The organism is Streptococcus cristatus (assembly GCF_001578775.1).
Taxonomy (GTDB): Bacteria; Bacillota; Bacilli; order Lactobacillales; family Streptococcaceae; genus Streptococcus; species Streptococcus cristatus_A.
Genome location: NZ_KQ969062.1, coordinates 751251 through 766779 on the forward strand (window position 1 = coordinate 751251; position 15529 = coordinate 766779).

A 15529-nucleotide genomic window follows, 5' to 3' on the forward strand; every position below is an offset into this window, starting at 1 on the left:
TTTTTACTGCATTTTTATGGTCCATCATTGGATATTTATGCTAAAATAATAGTAATAGCATAAAGGAGGTATCGTTATGGTAACACGTCGTAAATTTTCTCCGCAAGAAATAAGAAAAGATTCTTCTTATTTTTCGCCCTTGAAGACCATTGTAGAGACAGCCTTTTATGAGAATCAGGTTCAGGCAATCAAGACTGTAGAAGAGGCCTATCAACTGGCCTCGGTAGCTGCTGGAACGGTTGTGCTGGACATGCCCGTGATTCATACTAAAGAGCTGGGACTTCCTTCTTATGCCCGCGTTTTATTAACTAACTCGGGGGCTGTTGTCGGCCGAACTGCTAAGGCTAGACGAATTTATGGCAGAGATAGTCAGGAAGATGAGCACTTGCTGTTTCTGGTTCGTAGTGCTGTTTATCAGGCACATCAGAGGAACTTTTATAAGGCAGATGCAGTCGTGGGGCTGGATGAGGACTTCATGGTTTGCGCCCATCTAATGGTTCCTCAGGAAGAAATCAATAATCTCTATTCTTGGCTCTTGAATTTCCAGATTTTGGATGAGGAATTTAAGAATCGCCTACGAGCTTCTAAAAAGTACGAGGAAAATGATATCTTTGTCTTTTTTGATCCCAAGTGGACGCATCCAGACTATCCTGAAGGTTTGGTTTATTTTGATACCAATCATAATTGCGTCGTTATTCTGGGCTTAAACTATTTCGGAGAACTGAAAAAAGCGACCTTGACTTTGGCGTGGGGAACGGCTGCTAGAAATGGCTATGTTGCTTGCCACGGAGGTCTGAAAATTTTCAAGCAGAATACGGATAAAGAAGACTATGTTGCATCTTTCTTTGGGCTATCCGGTTCAGGGAAATCCACATTGACGCATGCCAAACATGACCATAAATATGACATCAAGGTTCTTCATGATGATGCTTTTATTATCTCGGTCAAGGATGGCTCCTCTATTGCCCTCGAGCCGTCTTATTTTGACAAGACCAATGACTATCCTACAGGCCATAGTGAGCAGGATTTCTTTGTCACCGTGCAGAACTGTGGAGTGACGCTAGATGAAAACGGGCGGAAAAAGCTAGTAACGGAGGACATCCGTAACGGGAATGGACGGACTGTCAAATCGCGTTTTGCGACTCCAAATCGCGTAGACAGAATTGATGAGCCTATCAATGCTATCTTCTGGATTATGAAAGATGACTCTCTGCCGCCTCTGGTTAAGATCAATGATCCGCTGATGGCTTCAACAATGGGCTGCACTCTGATGACCAAGCGTTCCAATGCTGAGAATGTCACTGGCTTGCATGAAGACTTGGTTATTGAGCCTTATGCCAATCCTTTCCGCGTTTATCCACTGGTGGAAGATTATCGGAAATTCCGTCATTTATTTGAGTCAGGGGTCGCTTGCTACATTATCAATACTGGCTTTTATATGGGTAAAGGTATCTCAAAGGAAGTATCTTTAGATATTATTGAGCAGATTGTAGAAGGAAGGGCTCAATTTAAGCCTTTTGGTCCTTTGGAAGGTTTTGAATATCTGGATTATAAGGGTTATGCTGTTCCAAACTTTGACGAAAAGTACAGACAGCTCATTCGTGAAAGAATGCAGGTTCGTTTAAACTTCCTATTGGCCTTTAATCAGAAATATCCCAAGACAGCCCTGCCTGTTGGAGCTATTTCTCGGCTAGAAAAAGTCTTGCAGGACTTAGAAGATTAGTCTGCAAAACGCTTTCTAATAAATCCTTGTGCACGAATCCCCAAAATATGTTATAATCAAAGTTGATTATAATTTTTAGGAGAAGAATCCATGGAAGACCCTGGCAGTCAGAGTATTTTATTGCAAGCAATACTGCTATTTGTTTTAACCTTACTAAATGCCTTTTTCTCAGCTTCTGAGATGGCGATGGTATCACTCAATCGAGCTCGCGTCGAGCAAAAAGCCGAGGAAGGCGATGCCAAATACGTTCGTTTATTAAAAGTTCTTGAAAGTCCCAATAACTTTCTGTCAACGATTCAGGTCGGTATCACCGTCATCAATATCCTGTCGGGGGCAAGCTTCGCGGATAATCTAGGGAAAATCTTTGCTTCTTGGATGGGTGATTCCAAGACGGCACATGCAGTTGCTAGTTTCTTGGCCCTTGCTCTCTTGACTTATATTTCCATTGTTTTGGGGGAGCTTTATCCTAAGAGAATCGCTATGAATCTTAAGGATAGTTTGGCTATTCGGACAGCGCCAGTGATTATCTTCCTCGGGAAAATTGTCAGTCCGTTTGTCTGGTTGCTTTCAGCCTCTACCAACCTTCTCAGTCAGATGACGCCGATGAAGTTTGATGATGCAGATGAAAAAATGACTCGAGATGAGATTGAGTACATGCTGACTAATAGTGAGGAGACGCTGGATGCAGATGAAATCGAAATGCTACAGGGGATTTTCTCGCTGGATGAAATGATGGCGCGTGAACTAATGGTGCCGCGGACAGATGCCTTTATGGTTGATATTCAGGATGACACCAAGGAAATCATTGAAAGTATCCTCAAGCAAAATTTCTCACGAATTCCTGTCTATGATGGAGACAAGGACAATGTGATCGGTTTGATTCATACCAAGCGCTTGCTAAATGAAGCCTTCGCTAATGGATTCGACAATCTAAACCTCCGCAAGATTCTGCAAGAGCCACTCTTTGTCCCTGAAACGATTTTTGTGGATGATTTGCTCAAATCTCTCCGGAATACCCAAAATCAAATGGCGATTCTGCTGGATGAGTATGGTGGTATGGCAGGTCTCGTGACGCTCGAAGACTTGTTGGAAGAAATCGTCGGCGAAATCGAAGATGAAACAGACAAGGTTGCTATCGAGGTTCATGAAATCGGTGAGAACACCTACATTGTTTTAGGAACGATGACCCTCAATGACTTTAATGAATATTTTGAAGTTGAAATCGATAGTGATGATGTGGATACTATTGCTGGTTATTATCTGACTGGTGTTGGAACCATTCCGAATCCAACAGAGCGGCTCAGCTATGAAGTGGAAAGCCAGAATAAAAAACTGATTTTGACCAATGACAAGGTTAAAAATGGCCGTGTCACTAAGGTGAAAGTGGAAATATCTGAAATGATTGAAGAAGATGAAGAAGCTGAAAAATAATTCAGCTTCTTTTGTTTTAAGTTTTCCGCAAGATTTTTATAAGGAATGCTTAAGCTGAAAGTCTTATACTAGTCTCAACAAATAAGAAATGAGGACAGTCCAATGACATATAAAGTAAAAGTAACCTATCAGAAATCATTCATTCGCTCCAAGTTAAACGAAGCAGCCTAACCAGTACTAGCAATAGAAGCAAGAAATAGATTCTCGTATCAACATTTCATAAATTTTTCATATCATCTCCTAAATATAAAAAACGTATAAAACTAAACAACAAACCAAAGAACAGGAAAACTCCTCTGCTCGCTAGATTTTAGCTGGCAGAGGAGATTTTTTATGCTCGCTGAATCATCGACTTCATTCTTTCTGCCGAGTAGCAAAGTCCACAAAGCGAAATTTATCTAGTTTGTGCCGGCTCTCCGTGTATTGAAACTGGCGGCCATCAGCTAGATAGACCTGAGATTTAATGGAAACGACATGTTGGTCTCGGCCGATGTCCAGAAGGATCTGGTCTTGGTCACTAACATGATCGATGGTAATTTCTTTTCTGGCATAGGCAATGTTAAGCTTTAAGGTTTCTTCTAAGTAGGCATAGATAGAATGTTCCCCGATTTCTCTGGTCAGATCTGGCACCAAGCTTTTATCTAGATAGTCAATATCCAAGACAGAAGCAATGTTGTCGACCACTCGCTGCCGGACAATACGCCAAACCAAGCGGTACTCTGGAAATCCGGTTGTTTTTGAGAGCTTTTTATCTACTGTGATTTTATCAAGGCTGATGACATTGGTCTTGGACTGAAGCTGATGCTGTGCCACTAATTCTTGATAACTGGTTAAGTTGGAAACAGGGAGGTCTAGTTGTTCTTGTTTGACGACTTTGGAGCCCTGCCCCCGCACTTTTTCGATCAAACGCGAGCTCTCAACCGCTTCGTCGATGTAGAGAATTTCCGCAACGAAGGAGCGACCATGCTGGCAGCCAGTATTCATCTGTCGCGCGGGACGCCTTATATCTACATGGGTGAGGAGATTGGCATGGTGGATCCTAACTACGACTCCATGGAAGACTATGTGGATGTCGAGTCTCTCAATGCTTACCAGAGCCTGCTTGCTGAAGGTCAATCGCCAGAATCAGCCTTCAGGATTATCAAGGCTAAATCTCGTGATAATTCTCGGACGCCTATGCAGTGGGATGATTCAGTCAATGCAGGTTTTACAACAGGAACTCCATGGCTGAAGGCGGGCAAATCCTATCCTCTCATCAATGTGGAAAATGAAATCAAGGGTCCGATTTTTACCTTTTATCAGAAATTGATTGCCCTGCGTAAGGAACTACCTATCATCGCAGAGGGCAGCTATCAGCCAGCCTATGAGGACAGTCCTCAGGTCTATGCCTTTGAGCGGGAGTGGCAAGGACAAAAGCTTTTAGTCCTTAACAACTTTTATGCTGATCCTATTACCTTGGACATCCTACCAGACTATCAAAATGGCCAGGTGCTGATTTCAAATTACGAGGAGACAGCAGTAGCTGCGACCATGACCTTGAAACCCTATGAAACGTTAGCTATTCTAGTAAAATAATGATTAAAATCAGCTTAAGCTTCTTTTAAGTATGGTGCAGTATACTAGAAGCATCAAATGAAGACCTCTTAACTTTATTTGATAGAAGGAGTCCTTTAGTTTAACAGATGAGCAGCTGTTATAGCTATAGTTCCGCACCTTTTTTTCATAACAATCTCCGAAAAGGTCGCCCTCTAGGGCGGCTTTTTTTATGGAGAAAGCTGGAAACGGAGAGAGGCAATTTTAAGAAAAATGGAAGACTTTATCTGTTGTAACACAATGAAAATGAAACTGAAAAACAGTTTATTTTCTAAAAAATAGGCAGAATCTATCTATTTTCACTCGAATCGTGGTATAATGTAGTTATAGTAAAACGTTTTCAGGTACAAGAGGATTATTATGGTTGAAGAAGCGATTGATTATGGGAAAGTAACAGGAATGGTGCACTCTACGGAGAGTTTTGGAGCAGTGGATGGACCAGGTATCCGCTTCATAGTCTTTTTGCAGGGCTGTCATATGCGTTGTCAATATTGCCACAATCCAGATACTTGGGAGATGGAGACCAACAAGTCTCAACTGCGGACTGTGGATGATATCCTACAAGAAGCCCTTCGTTACAAAGGTTTCTGGGGTAATAAAGGGGGTATTACCGTCAGCGGGGGAGAAGCACTTCTACAGATTGACTTTTTGATTGCTTTCTTTACCAAGGCTAAAGAGCTGGGGATTCATTGTACGCTGGATACTTGCGCCCTGCCTTTTAGAAATACGCCTCGTTATCTAGAAAAGTTTAATAAACTGATGGCGGTGACGGATTTGGTCTTGCTGGATATCAAGGAAATTAATGAGGCGCAGCATAGGATCGTGACTACCCAGACCAATAAAAACATCTTGGCCTGTGCAAAATATCTCTCAGATATTGGAAAGCCAGTGTGGATTCGGCACGTTCTGGTACCGGGGCTGACGGACCGGGATGATGATTTGATAGAATTGGGCAAGTTCGTCAAAACACTGAAAAACGTTGATAAATTTGAAATTCTGCCTTACCATACCATGGGAGAATTTAAGTGGCGGGAGCTGGGCATACCTTATTCTCTTGAAGGGGTCAAGCCGCCAACAGCGGACCGGGTTAAAAATGCCAAGGAACTGATGCAGACTGAGTCCTATACCGAGTACATGAATCGGGTGCATAATAACTAAGTGATGTAAGTAGGGGGAAATGGACTGGAGAGAAACCAGTCCATTTTTCTTAATAAAATACCTGCTAATCCTCCGGTATGGCCGAATCTGATCTTGTTTTTATAAGATTTGATAGCATGAAAGTACACATTTTAGTACATTGCAGGTAGTGGCTGTCTGATTTTAAAAGGATAGATATATTAGAAGTCTTATATCAAGTTTTCTTCTTTTTGTGCCTAGTTTTTATCTCTATTGTAAGGCTAGAAAAGTTAGGTCTAGCTTTCAAGAAGGTGTTTGAATAAAGGGGGAATTTATGGTATAATAAGGCTTAATAGCGATTTTTTTAGAGAATAGAATAAGCGTAGTGGGAGTAGTGTTTTGGAAAAGAAAAAAGCAGTTGTGGTTTCGGGAGATTATGGGTATATCAGACAGATTGAAACAACAATAAAATCTCTTTGCTGTCATCATAAAAATCTAGATATTTATGTTTTCAATCAGGATATTCCTCAAGAATGGTTTTACTATACGCGTCGTAAGGTACAAGCAGCTGGCAGTCAGTTGAACGATGTGAAATTATTCAATGATCAGATTGATGATCAGGTGAAATCAAAATGGGAAGCTGGAACTTATGCTCACATCAACTACATGGCTTACGGGCGCTATTTTATACCGAATTACGTTGCGGCAGATAAAGTTTTATATTTAGATTGTGATATTGTTGTAACACGAAATCTGGACCATCTTTTTGAGATAGATCTGGAGGATTATTATGTAGCAACGACTCGCGCGACATATGGAGTAGGCTTGGGCTTTAATTCTGGAATGATGCTCATCAATAATAAGCGTTGGCGTGAAGAAAACATGGCTCAGCAATTGGTCGAGTTGACAGATCGAGAGTTAGCCAATGTTACTGAAGGTGATCAGTCTATCTTGAATTTGATGTTTGAGAGCAAAAAACTTGATTTGGAAGATACTTACAATTTTCAAATCGGCTTTGATTTGGGAGCTGCGCTAGATAAGCATGACTGGATTTTCGAAATCCCACTCTCTCCACTGCCTGCTGTTTTGCATTATATTTCTGGTCAAAAACCATGGAACACTGTTTCCAACATGCGTCTGCGTGAAGTATGGTGGTTTTACAATTCTCTTGATTGGTCTACAATTATTGAGACAGATGAATTTGATGTCGAGAAAGCTATTAAACAGAGGGATGAAGGCTTTGCTCTCCACTGTGTAACCTTGACAAACTCAGATAGGCTAGAGGGAATTGAAGATTTGGCGAGTGCATTACCAAACTGTCTATTTCATATTGCTGCCTACACACAGATGTCTGATAAGTTACTCAAACTGATGGCTTATGAAAATGTTCGCTTGCACCCTGCAATTTTGCCATATCCTTTGAGAGATTTACTGGCGAGCAGCGACATTTATCTTGATATCAATCATGATCAGAAATTCGATACTGTAATTAGGGAGTTTCAAGAGTCTGGTAAGCCTGTTTATGCCTTTGATAATGTACAAACAGAAGGGGTTTCAGAGCAAGTATTCTCACATGAGAATTATCAAGAAATGGTGGAAAAAATTCGATCAGATTTTAATTAAATGACGAACTGCCCCACATTTTGTAATCAAAATAGAGAAAGCAAGTTGATTCCTTATCTATAATTCTATGGAATGGGCTTGCTTTCTTAAGTCTTTGACTTAAAAGACAAGTTTATGTATGAAAAGAGGGCTCTGGGCAAGTCCAAAATACAAATAAAGGATAATAAATGGAGCACTTTGGTCTTAAGAAAAAGAAGCGTCAGAATATTTTTAGAAAGAGAATCCTCTTTACACTGTTCATCATTGCTATTTATATATTAGGAAGACATATCTTGCTTCCGGGTTACAATGGCAGTATGGAAGCTTTTCGGATAAAGGAAGACAATCCCTTGGCCGCTTTGTATTTACTGGCAGGAATTGATGTTTCTCAGATTTCAGTATTTTCTTTGGGCTTAGGACCTTGGATTACGACGATGATTGTATGGCAAGTCATGAACCTAAAGAAAAGCTGGAATATACAATCTTGGTCTCTTAAAAAAACGGATTTCTTTCAAAAGATCTTAACCTTGTTCTTTGCGATTGTGCAGGGACTAGCCATTATGTACACCGCTTATAGAGGAAACGGTCGCTTTCTACTTCTGGTGGATGATTGGCTCTATAATCTAGCAGTTTTACTCACAGTTGTGACAGGCAGTTTTATCATTATTTGGTTGTCAAGTCTTAATACTCGTAAGGGAGTGGGAGGGTCAATCATTATCATCATTTCAGGGATTTTACTCCAGTTTGCTGACCAATTAATAGTCTTGCTTGGGAAATCCTTGTCTTCTGTCCGAGGAGGAATGATTTTAGTTGTGGCTCTATTGGCCTATCTTCTTTTGACCTTTGTAGCTGTCGTATGTGAGAAAGCCGAGATACGTCTGCCTCTTAATCGGATCATGTTAAGCAATCGCTACTATGATAAATCTTATTTGCCAATTAAGTTCATTCCTTCTGGTGGAATGCCCATTATGTATGCAACAAGCGTCTTGATGTTGTTCCAATTATTACTAGACTGGACGGGGAAAGGATTTTCACTAAAATTTGGGAATTTGTTTGACTTTACAAAGCCCTTGGGTCTCCTTGTTTATCTAGTTGCGATTTACTTGTTGGGTATTTTGTTTGCCTATATCAATTTGGAACCGGAAGAGACAGCGAAACGCTTGCAGCGTCAGGGAGAATATTTTGACTATATTCAGCCGGGGAAAGAAACTTTAAAAGTGTTAAAACACTATATTTCTTTGCAATCAAATATAGGAGCTATCTATCTCATCTTGTATGTCGGCCTGCCCTATTTTATTAATTTCTTCTTGCCTTTGCCAAGTTTCTTTTTGACCTTGCCAAGCACACTAGTCATTTTGATCAGCATGCTCTTGCCCTTGCGTGAAGAAATACGAATCTTAAGAATCGGGACTTATTATCATAAAGAACTAGAAGTAAAAGGAGAATAGAGGGATATGTTTTACTTTGTACCTTCTTGGTATAAACAAGATCGAAAATGGTATTCTACTGCCCTACCTTTCTATCTGCAACCGAAAAATATGATGTTTGATGATGCCGTAAATTTATTGCGGATGTTTCAACAATCAGGAGAAGCCAACTCTGTCCTGATTTTGAATTATTCACCTCATATTCGGACTTTCTTTTATCAACAAAGACTTTCATCAGATGAAATTTGGAATCTATTTGATAGCATACAAGGTCTGACAGATGTGCCTGCACGAAAAATTCGTTTGGATGATTTGAAATGGCCGCAGGGAGCAGAAATCTTTTATACTCCTTTTATTGTAGATGTTTACGTCGATCATCTACCTCATGCTCAGATTAATTTTTCACAAATAGGTAATATTTTTGATATTACCTATTTTGAAAATAATCAGATAGATTATCAGCTTGTTTTTGATGACCGTGGCTTTGTCTCCAGTATTATCTATTTTGAGCATAATCAGCCTTATTATCAGGACTATCTGAATGCACAAGGGATATGGCAATTCAGAGAATTTTTGACAGCCGATAACCAGCAGGTCATTATCAGTCCTGAGGCACAAGGCACATTTGCTAAGGATGTCTATCAGAATATTGAGGAGCTTGTTAAAGAAAAACTAGAGCAGCATTTGGCTTCTGTTTTAACCAAGGATGATTCGATTATTGTTTCAGCAGATGTGCAGCATAATCATTTTTTCCAACAGATTAAGAAGGATCATCTTGTTGTTCTGTCCTTCTTTGGCAATCGCTATCCGATTACGAATACAGAACAGCTCTTTTCTGATTTAAAAGATACCCCATTTTTTGTGGTAGATAGCTTGGATAAAATCGTGAAGATTGCAGAACAAGTAGGGGAAGTAGAAGAAGAGCAACTTCCTGCTTATTATGAGATTCCACCTTATGACACACAGTTGAATCTTGGGCATAGTCAGCGGAAAAAAGAGTTGATTATCTATGTCAATTTCGATACTTTACCAGAACATCATCTTCAATATGTCTTTACTTCCTTATTTGATATGATGTTGCAACATGAGTGGATTGACTTATTGGTTGGGACGCAGAGTCAGGATTTTGGTCGAGAAGCTTCTATTCGACAGTTTCTTGAGGAATCTTTATCATCAACAAAGTATGCAGAAAAATTGCTCCTTGTTGACAAAGATAAGGCCGCTAAGAGTGGTGATCCACGCTTAGAAGATGATGATAGCCTCAGAGAGCGAATTGATACTGTGGTGATTCATAGTGATACCGATTTGGCGAAGGCTCTGAAGTATGTTCGCGTCATCTTGGATTTGGGAAGTCCAGCCGATATCCGAACCCAAATTGCAGGTATCAGCGGGGGGATTCCTCAAGTGAATTTGTATAATTCTTCCTATGTGAAGCATGGCGAAAATGGTTGGATCATGAATGATATTTCTAACCTGAGAGAGGCACTCTTGTATTACCTCACAGATTTGGAACACTGGAATCAGTCTTTGGTACATTCGGTTAAGAGGATTGAGCTGTATACAAGGGGAGAAATTGTCGAAATGTGGAAAAATACGATAAAGGAATTAAAGCTAAATGAACAGAATTAGTGTCCTACAGATTGCCAATGAGAATTGGCAGCACCAATATGAGATTCCTAGTAATATCGCATGGACATTTGTTAAACCAGAAGATATCATGTCTCTCTTGCCTGAAGATATTGGTATTTTAAAAAAGGATGGGAAGAAACCGAAGGCTGCTAAGCCCTATGATGTTGTATTGGTCGATACTGTTGAGCATTTTGAGTACATTACAGTATTGGACAGCTTAATTCAGGTTTATCGCTTGTTTTATCATGAGCGCTGTCAAATTACTACAAAAACCTTGGAGAGATTCCTTTTACGCAAAAGGGCCGTTCAGTCTACTTTTGAAGATCCAGCTCAGATGCTGTATCTATTTTCAAGGGGCTTTTCTTCCAAGCAAAGTGGTACCAAGCTCAGTGTTAATCACCTAGTTGTCAATCCCTCCTTCTCAGGTCAGATTAACTATGAAGGAACTAACTATCTCCGTCTGTGTGGCCAATATGGTGAGGATTACCAAACTGTAGCAACCTATCAGTACAATATCTTTCTGAGTGCAGACGCCCCTTTGGATTTATGGCCAGAGTTCAGAAATTCTGAAGATTGCGCAATTCGTTATGTCATCAAGGGTTATCCAGTTGGCAATTCTCCCATGCAAGAATGGATTTATGATGAAGAATCTTTTGAGAAGCCTCTCGTTTTGGATACCAGCGATTCTTATTACCTAAGCGTCAGTGCTCAAGTAAAGGGGCAAGGAATTGTGAAAATTGGACCATTCCATCATCGCCAATCTCATTTGGGTTATGGGGACTTGTTGATTGGTGGAAGTCGTGTTGTGGATAAAAATCGGGAGGAATTGATTTACTACTTCCATCCTGGTGATTTGAAGCCACCTCTCAATATTTATTTTTCTGGTTATCGTCCAGCTGAAGGATTTGAGGGATACTGGATGATGAACAATTTGGGAGCGCCTTTCTTGTTGATTGGAGATCCGCGTTCTGAGGGTGGTGCTTTCTATCTCGGCTCAGAAGAGCTGGAGCAAAAGCTTGTTCAGGTCATTCATCACTGTTTAGATGAATTAGGCTTTACAAGAAACCAGTTGACCTTATCCGGACTATCAATGGGGACCTTTGGAGCCCTGTATTATGCTTCCAAGTTAGAGCCTCATGCAGTGATTGTCGGTAAGCCCTTAGTAAATTTAGGCGATATTGCAGAGAATGAATCCACGATTCGTCCTGGAGGTTTTCCTACTTCTTTAGATTTGGTGCTTCGTACAACAGGAGAATTATCAGAGGAAGGAACAGCTCAACTTAATGAGCACTTCTGGTCAGCATTCAAAGAGGCTGATTTTTCGAGGACGAAATTTATTGTGTCTTATATGTATCATGATGACTACGATGGTACGGCCTACCCTGATATGCTAGAAGAGCTAGGAAAGCGAGCTTACCGCGTTAATGTCATTAGTAAAGGATTGACAGGACGACACAATGATGATACGCAAGGAATTGTCGAATGGTTCTTTAATCAATATAAAACTTTATTAGTGAATAGTTTTGAAAGGAAGTTTGATTCGTGAGATACAAGGAAGAAATCTATTTTGCTTATTGGGATATGCGAAGTGTATCACAGTATCTATATGGATCGTCTGTGAAGCTGCTAGCAGATGGGCATGTCTTATATGAGAATCAGTTCATGCCGTCTGGTACAGTCATTCATGAATGGCATTCGCAAGCAAACTATCAGGCTTTACGAAATACAAGCCAGCTTCCTGAATTGAAGCGAGGAGAAAAATATATCTTTGGCAGCCATCTGAAGACTCTTCCTGAAAATTCGACCTACTTGAAGATTGAATTTATGAATGCGCGTGATGAGGAGATTTTTAATCAAATTATTAAGCAGGGTGAGACAATGAGCGTTCGTGTTCCGAACAATACCCACCATTATAAAATTCAATTAGTGAGTTCAGGTTGCCATCGTTTCTTGTTTGAAAGCATCTATATTGCCGAAGAAGGTGTGGCAGATTATACAGTCGATCGCTATTGGATTTCGAAATTGTTGCATAAGGACGTTAATCAAGAGACGATTTACGTTTGCTTTACGGAGCCTGATTTCAATCGGACGGGTTACATTCCAGAAATTGTTCGGGAACATTTTCCAAATTTGCTGGTAGTCAATTCTTCCTATAAAGACGCTCTTTTGTATATGGAAAAAGAGTTTTTCGAAATCTTGCTTGGAACAATTGAAAAGCTGTCTCGAGAATATTCTTTTGAGAAGGTCGCTTTTGCTGGCTATGGACCGATTTCAAATATCGCAGCTTTGCTTTACTCACAGCAATTTGAAAATGCCTATGCTTTAGTGACTGATGATTTCATGCCAGAATTAGATTATCAGCATGTTCTTGATCGCTATCGAAATAGGGTGAATTATCCTTTGTTTAGAGATTTGCTACTGGAACGCTTCAACTCGGCTAGAGTAAAAGAATATGCCCATTTGAAAAATAGGCCACGGGTACTAACCAAAATTGATTATTTGTTGGATCAGTCCTTTTTGCTTCAAAAAATAGACTTGGAGAAAACGGAAGAGTGGATGAGAAAGAATGAAGCCTAAAAAATTACATTTAGCTAATTCCTTTAAACTAAGGCGATATAAAAAAATCTTAGAAAAGATTAATCAGCTTTCTGATAATTATGCAGCCATGTCAGATAAAGAATTGCAGGCTAAAACTCAATGGTTTAAGGGCCGTCTTGCTGAGGGAGAAAGGCTGCAGGAAATTTTACCAGAAGCCTATGCCACCATTCGTGAAGCGGCTAAGCGTGTCTTGGGCCTCTATCCTTACGATGTACAAATCTTAGGTGCCTTAGTCATGCAAGACAATCAGATTGCCGAGATGAGGACGGGAGAGGGCAAAACACTAACAGCAATTCTGCCCTTATACTTAAATGCTTTGACTGGAAACAGCACCATCTTAGTTACGGCCAATGAGTATTTGGCGATACGTGACGCTAAACAAATGGCTCCTGTTTTTCATTACTTAGGAATGACAGTTGGGATTGGTGTTTCAGAAAATCCAGCTAAAAAATTGAAGGTTGCGCAAAAGCAGCGGATTTATCAAAGTGATATCGTGTATACAACACATAGTGCGCTGGGATTTGATTACCTTGAAGAAAATTTAGCGACCTCTCAAGCAAAGAAATTCTTGCCTAGGTTCTATTTCTGTTTAGTGGATGAGGTTGATGCAGCTCTCTTGGATAGTGCACAGATGCCTCTGATTATATCGGGCTCTCCTCGGGTTCAGTCTAATCTGTTCCTTTCCTGCGATGAATTTGTTAAGACTTTGAAAGAAGGGGAAGATTTTAAGCTAGATTCGACTCGGACTTCGGTCTGGTTGACGAGAAAAGGTGTCAAGGAAGCAGAAGTATACTTCCGTGTACAAAATGCTTACGATCCAAATAACTACCAACTGATCCGTCAAATCAATTTGGCCTTAAGGGCCAATCATTTATTTGAAAAAGATCGTCAGTATACTGTAGAAAATGGCGAAGTCAAGTTGATGGATGAGGCAACAGGGCGAGTTTTAGAAGGGAATAAACTTCAATCTGGTTTGCACCAAGCCTTGGAAGCGAGAGAACGCGTAAAGATTTCCTTAGAAACACGTTCCATGGCCTCTATTACCTATCAAAATTTGTTCAAGATGTTTCCTAAATTGGCGGGGATGACGGGTACAGGGAAGGTATGTGAAGATGAATTTCGTGAAGTGTATGACTTGGGAGTGGTCGTTGTACCTACTAGAAAGCCCAATCAACGGATTGATTATCCAGATGAAATCTATCTAACTATCCCTCAAAAACTTTATGCTTCTTTGGATTATATTAAAAAACTACACAAAAAGGGGCAGCCAGTTCTGATTGCGACAGGATCGGTAAGAATGTCAGAAATTTACTCCATGCTCCTGCTGCAGGAAGGAATTGCTCATAATGTGCTAAATGCCTATAATGCAGCAAAAGAAGCAGAGATGATTGCACAGGCTGGCCGGCGTTCTGCGGTAACCGTCGCAACCTCTATGGCTGGTCGGGGAACGGATATTATTTTAGAAGAAGGCGTTGCTAAATTAGGCGGACTGGCGGTTATTGGAACAGAGAGAATGTCCAGCGAACGAGTGGATTTGCAGCTTCGTGGTCGTGCAGGCCGTCAAGGCGCGCCTGGACTAAGTAAATTTTTTGTTTCACTCGAAGATGATATTATTACAAAGACTGGCAGTAAGTGGATCAATGATTTTTATCAGAAAGAAGTCGCCAAGCCAGAGGAAAAACAGAAGGTTCATCTAAAATCGGTTCGTATTAAATATGAGGTGACAGAAGCTCAGAGAAACAGCGATAATGCGGCAGCTGCTTCAAGACGATCAACGGAGCAGTATGACGAAAGTATCCGAATTCAACGGCAAATCATTTATAACAAGCGCAATGACATTATTGCTCATTCTGACTTTAAACTAGAATATTTTTTATCTGTTTTATCAGATGCTATGGACGCCTATATGAAGAAGCATCCATTTAAAGAGCAGGCCGATTTGTATCGATTTGTTTTGGATAACATTAGCTACTATTGTCAAGGCATTCCGAGAGATTTAGATGTGACAAACATTCGTCAAGTTAAGAAGTTTCTATCTAAGCTTTTCATTGAAGAATATCAGCGAAAACGCGATAGAATTGAGGATTCAGAACTATTTGGGCAGCTTCAACGCATCGCAGTGTTAAGAGCAGTGGATGATTGTTGGGTGGAGCAAGTTGACTATCTCCAACAATTTCAAACTTTAGTGGTTAGTCAAGGTTATGCGCAAAAGAATCCTGTATATGAGTTTCATAAAGAGGCTTTTGAGTCATATAAGAGAATGAATGCAGACATGAATCTTAAAATTATAAAAAATATGGCGCTTAGTTATGTCAATGTTCAGCCTACAGGGAAATTAGAGGTTTTCTTTGGCTAAAGTTTTGACAGATTGTGCTATAGACTTTATAATAAGGATATAACTGCATTCGGG

9 protein-coding genes and 2 pseudogenes are annotated in these 15529 nt (G+C 40.3%); 10 read left to right on the forward strand and 1 reads right to left on the reverse strand.

Going from position 1 to position 15529, the window contains the following annotated elements:
- Positions 1 to 76 precede the first annotated feature (76 nt).
- Positions 77 to 1723 (forward strand): phosphoenolpyruvate carboxykinase (ATP), encoded by a 1647-nt coding sequence (locus SCRDD08_RS03790; protein WP_061422503.1) that lies wholly within the window; start codon positions 77 to 79, stop codon positions 1721 to 1723.
- A 90-nt stretch (positions 1724 to 1813) separates the two neighbouring features.
- Complete coding sequence (locus tag SCRDD08_RS03795; protein ID WP_061422504.1) at positions 1814 to 3154, forward strand: hemolysin family protein; 1341 nt, start codon at positions 1814 to 1816, stop codon at positions 3152 to 3154.
- Positions 3155 to 3508: 354 nt separating this feature from the next.
- On the opposite strand, the pseudogene treR reads toward SCRDD08_RS03795, so the two are convergent.
- A pseudogene (treR, locus tag SCRDD08_RS03800) lies at positions 3509 to 4060 on the reverse strand (trehalose operon repressor); the annotation flags it as partial.
- Between treR and SCRDD08_RS03805 the strand changes: the two are divergent.
- The 8 genes and pseudogenes from SCRDD08_RS03805 to secA2 all read left to right on the forward strand — a co-directional run.
- A pseudogene (locus SCRDD08_RS03805) lies at positions 4055 to 4729 on the forward strand (alpha-amylase family glycosyl hydrolase); the annotation flags it as partial. The pseudogenes treR and SCRDD08_RS03805 overlap by 6 nt on opposite strands.
- A 378-nt stretch (positions 4730 to 5107) precedes the next feature.
- A complete protein-coding gene (gene pflA, locus SCRDD08_RS03810) occupies positions 5108 to 5905 on the forward strand; it encodes a pyruvate formate-lyase-activating protein (RefSeq protein WP_061422505.1) in 798 nt (265 codons plus the stop codon).
- 357 nt (positions 5906 to 6262) lie between these two features.
- The gene (locus SCRDD08_RS03815) at positions 6263 to 7486 is read left to right on the forward strand and encodes a glycosyltransferase (protein WP_061422506.1); all 1224 of its coding nucleotides are present in this window, start codon (positions 6263 to 6265) and stop codon (positions 7484 to 7486) included.
- A 167-nt stretch (positions 7487 to 7653) separates the two neighbouring features.
- Positions 7654 to 8913 carry an accessory Sec system protein translocase subunit SecY2 gene (gene secY2, locus SCRDD08_RS03820; RefSeq protein ID WP_061422507.1) on the forward strand — a complete coding sequence of 420 codons (1260 nt, stop codon included), beginning with the start codon at positions 7654 to 7656 and terminating at the stop codon, positions 8911 to 8913.
- A gap of 6 nt (positions 8914 to 8919) precedes the next feature.
- Positions 8920 to 10521 (forward strand): accessory Sec system protein Asp1, encoded by a 1602-nt coding sequence (asp1, locus tag SCRDD08_RS03825; protein ID WP_061422508.1) that lies wholly within the window; start codon positions 8920 to 8922, stop codon positions 10519 to 10521.
- Positions 10508 to 12067, forward strand: coding sequence for an accessory Sec system protein Asp2 (asp2, locus tag SCRDD08_RS03830; protein WP_061422509.1), 1560 nt, complete (start codon positions 10508 to 10510; stop codon positions 12065 to 12067). The genes asp1 and asp2 overlap by 14 nt, the downstream gene beginning before the upstream one ends.
- Complete coding sequence (gene asp3 / locus SCRDD08_RS03835; RefSeq protein WP_061422510.1) at positions 12064 to 13098, forward strand: accessory Sec system protein Asp3; 1035 nt, start codon at positions 12064 to 12066, stop codon at positions 13096 to 13098. Before asp2 ends, asp3 begins: the two co-directional genes overlap by 4 nt.
- Entirely contained in the window at positions 13088 to 15475 is a 2388-nt protein-coding gene (gene secA2 / locus SCRDD08_RS03840; RefSeq protein WP_061422511.1) for an accessory Sec system translocase SecA2, read from the forward strand. The genes asp3 and secA2 overlap by 11 nt, the downstream gene beginning before the upstream one ends.
- The last annotated feature ends 54 nt before the right edge of the window (positions 15476 to 15529 follow it).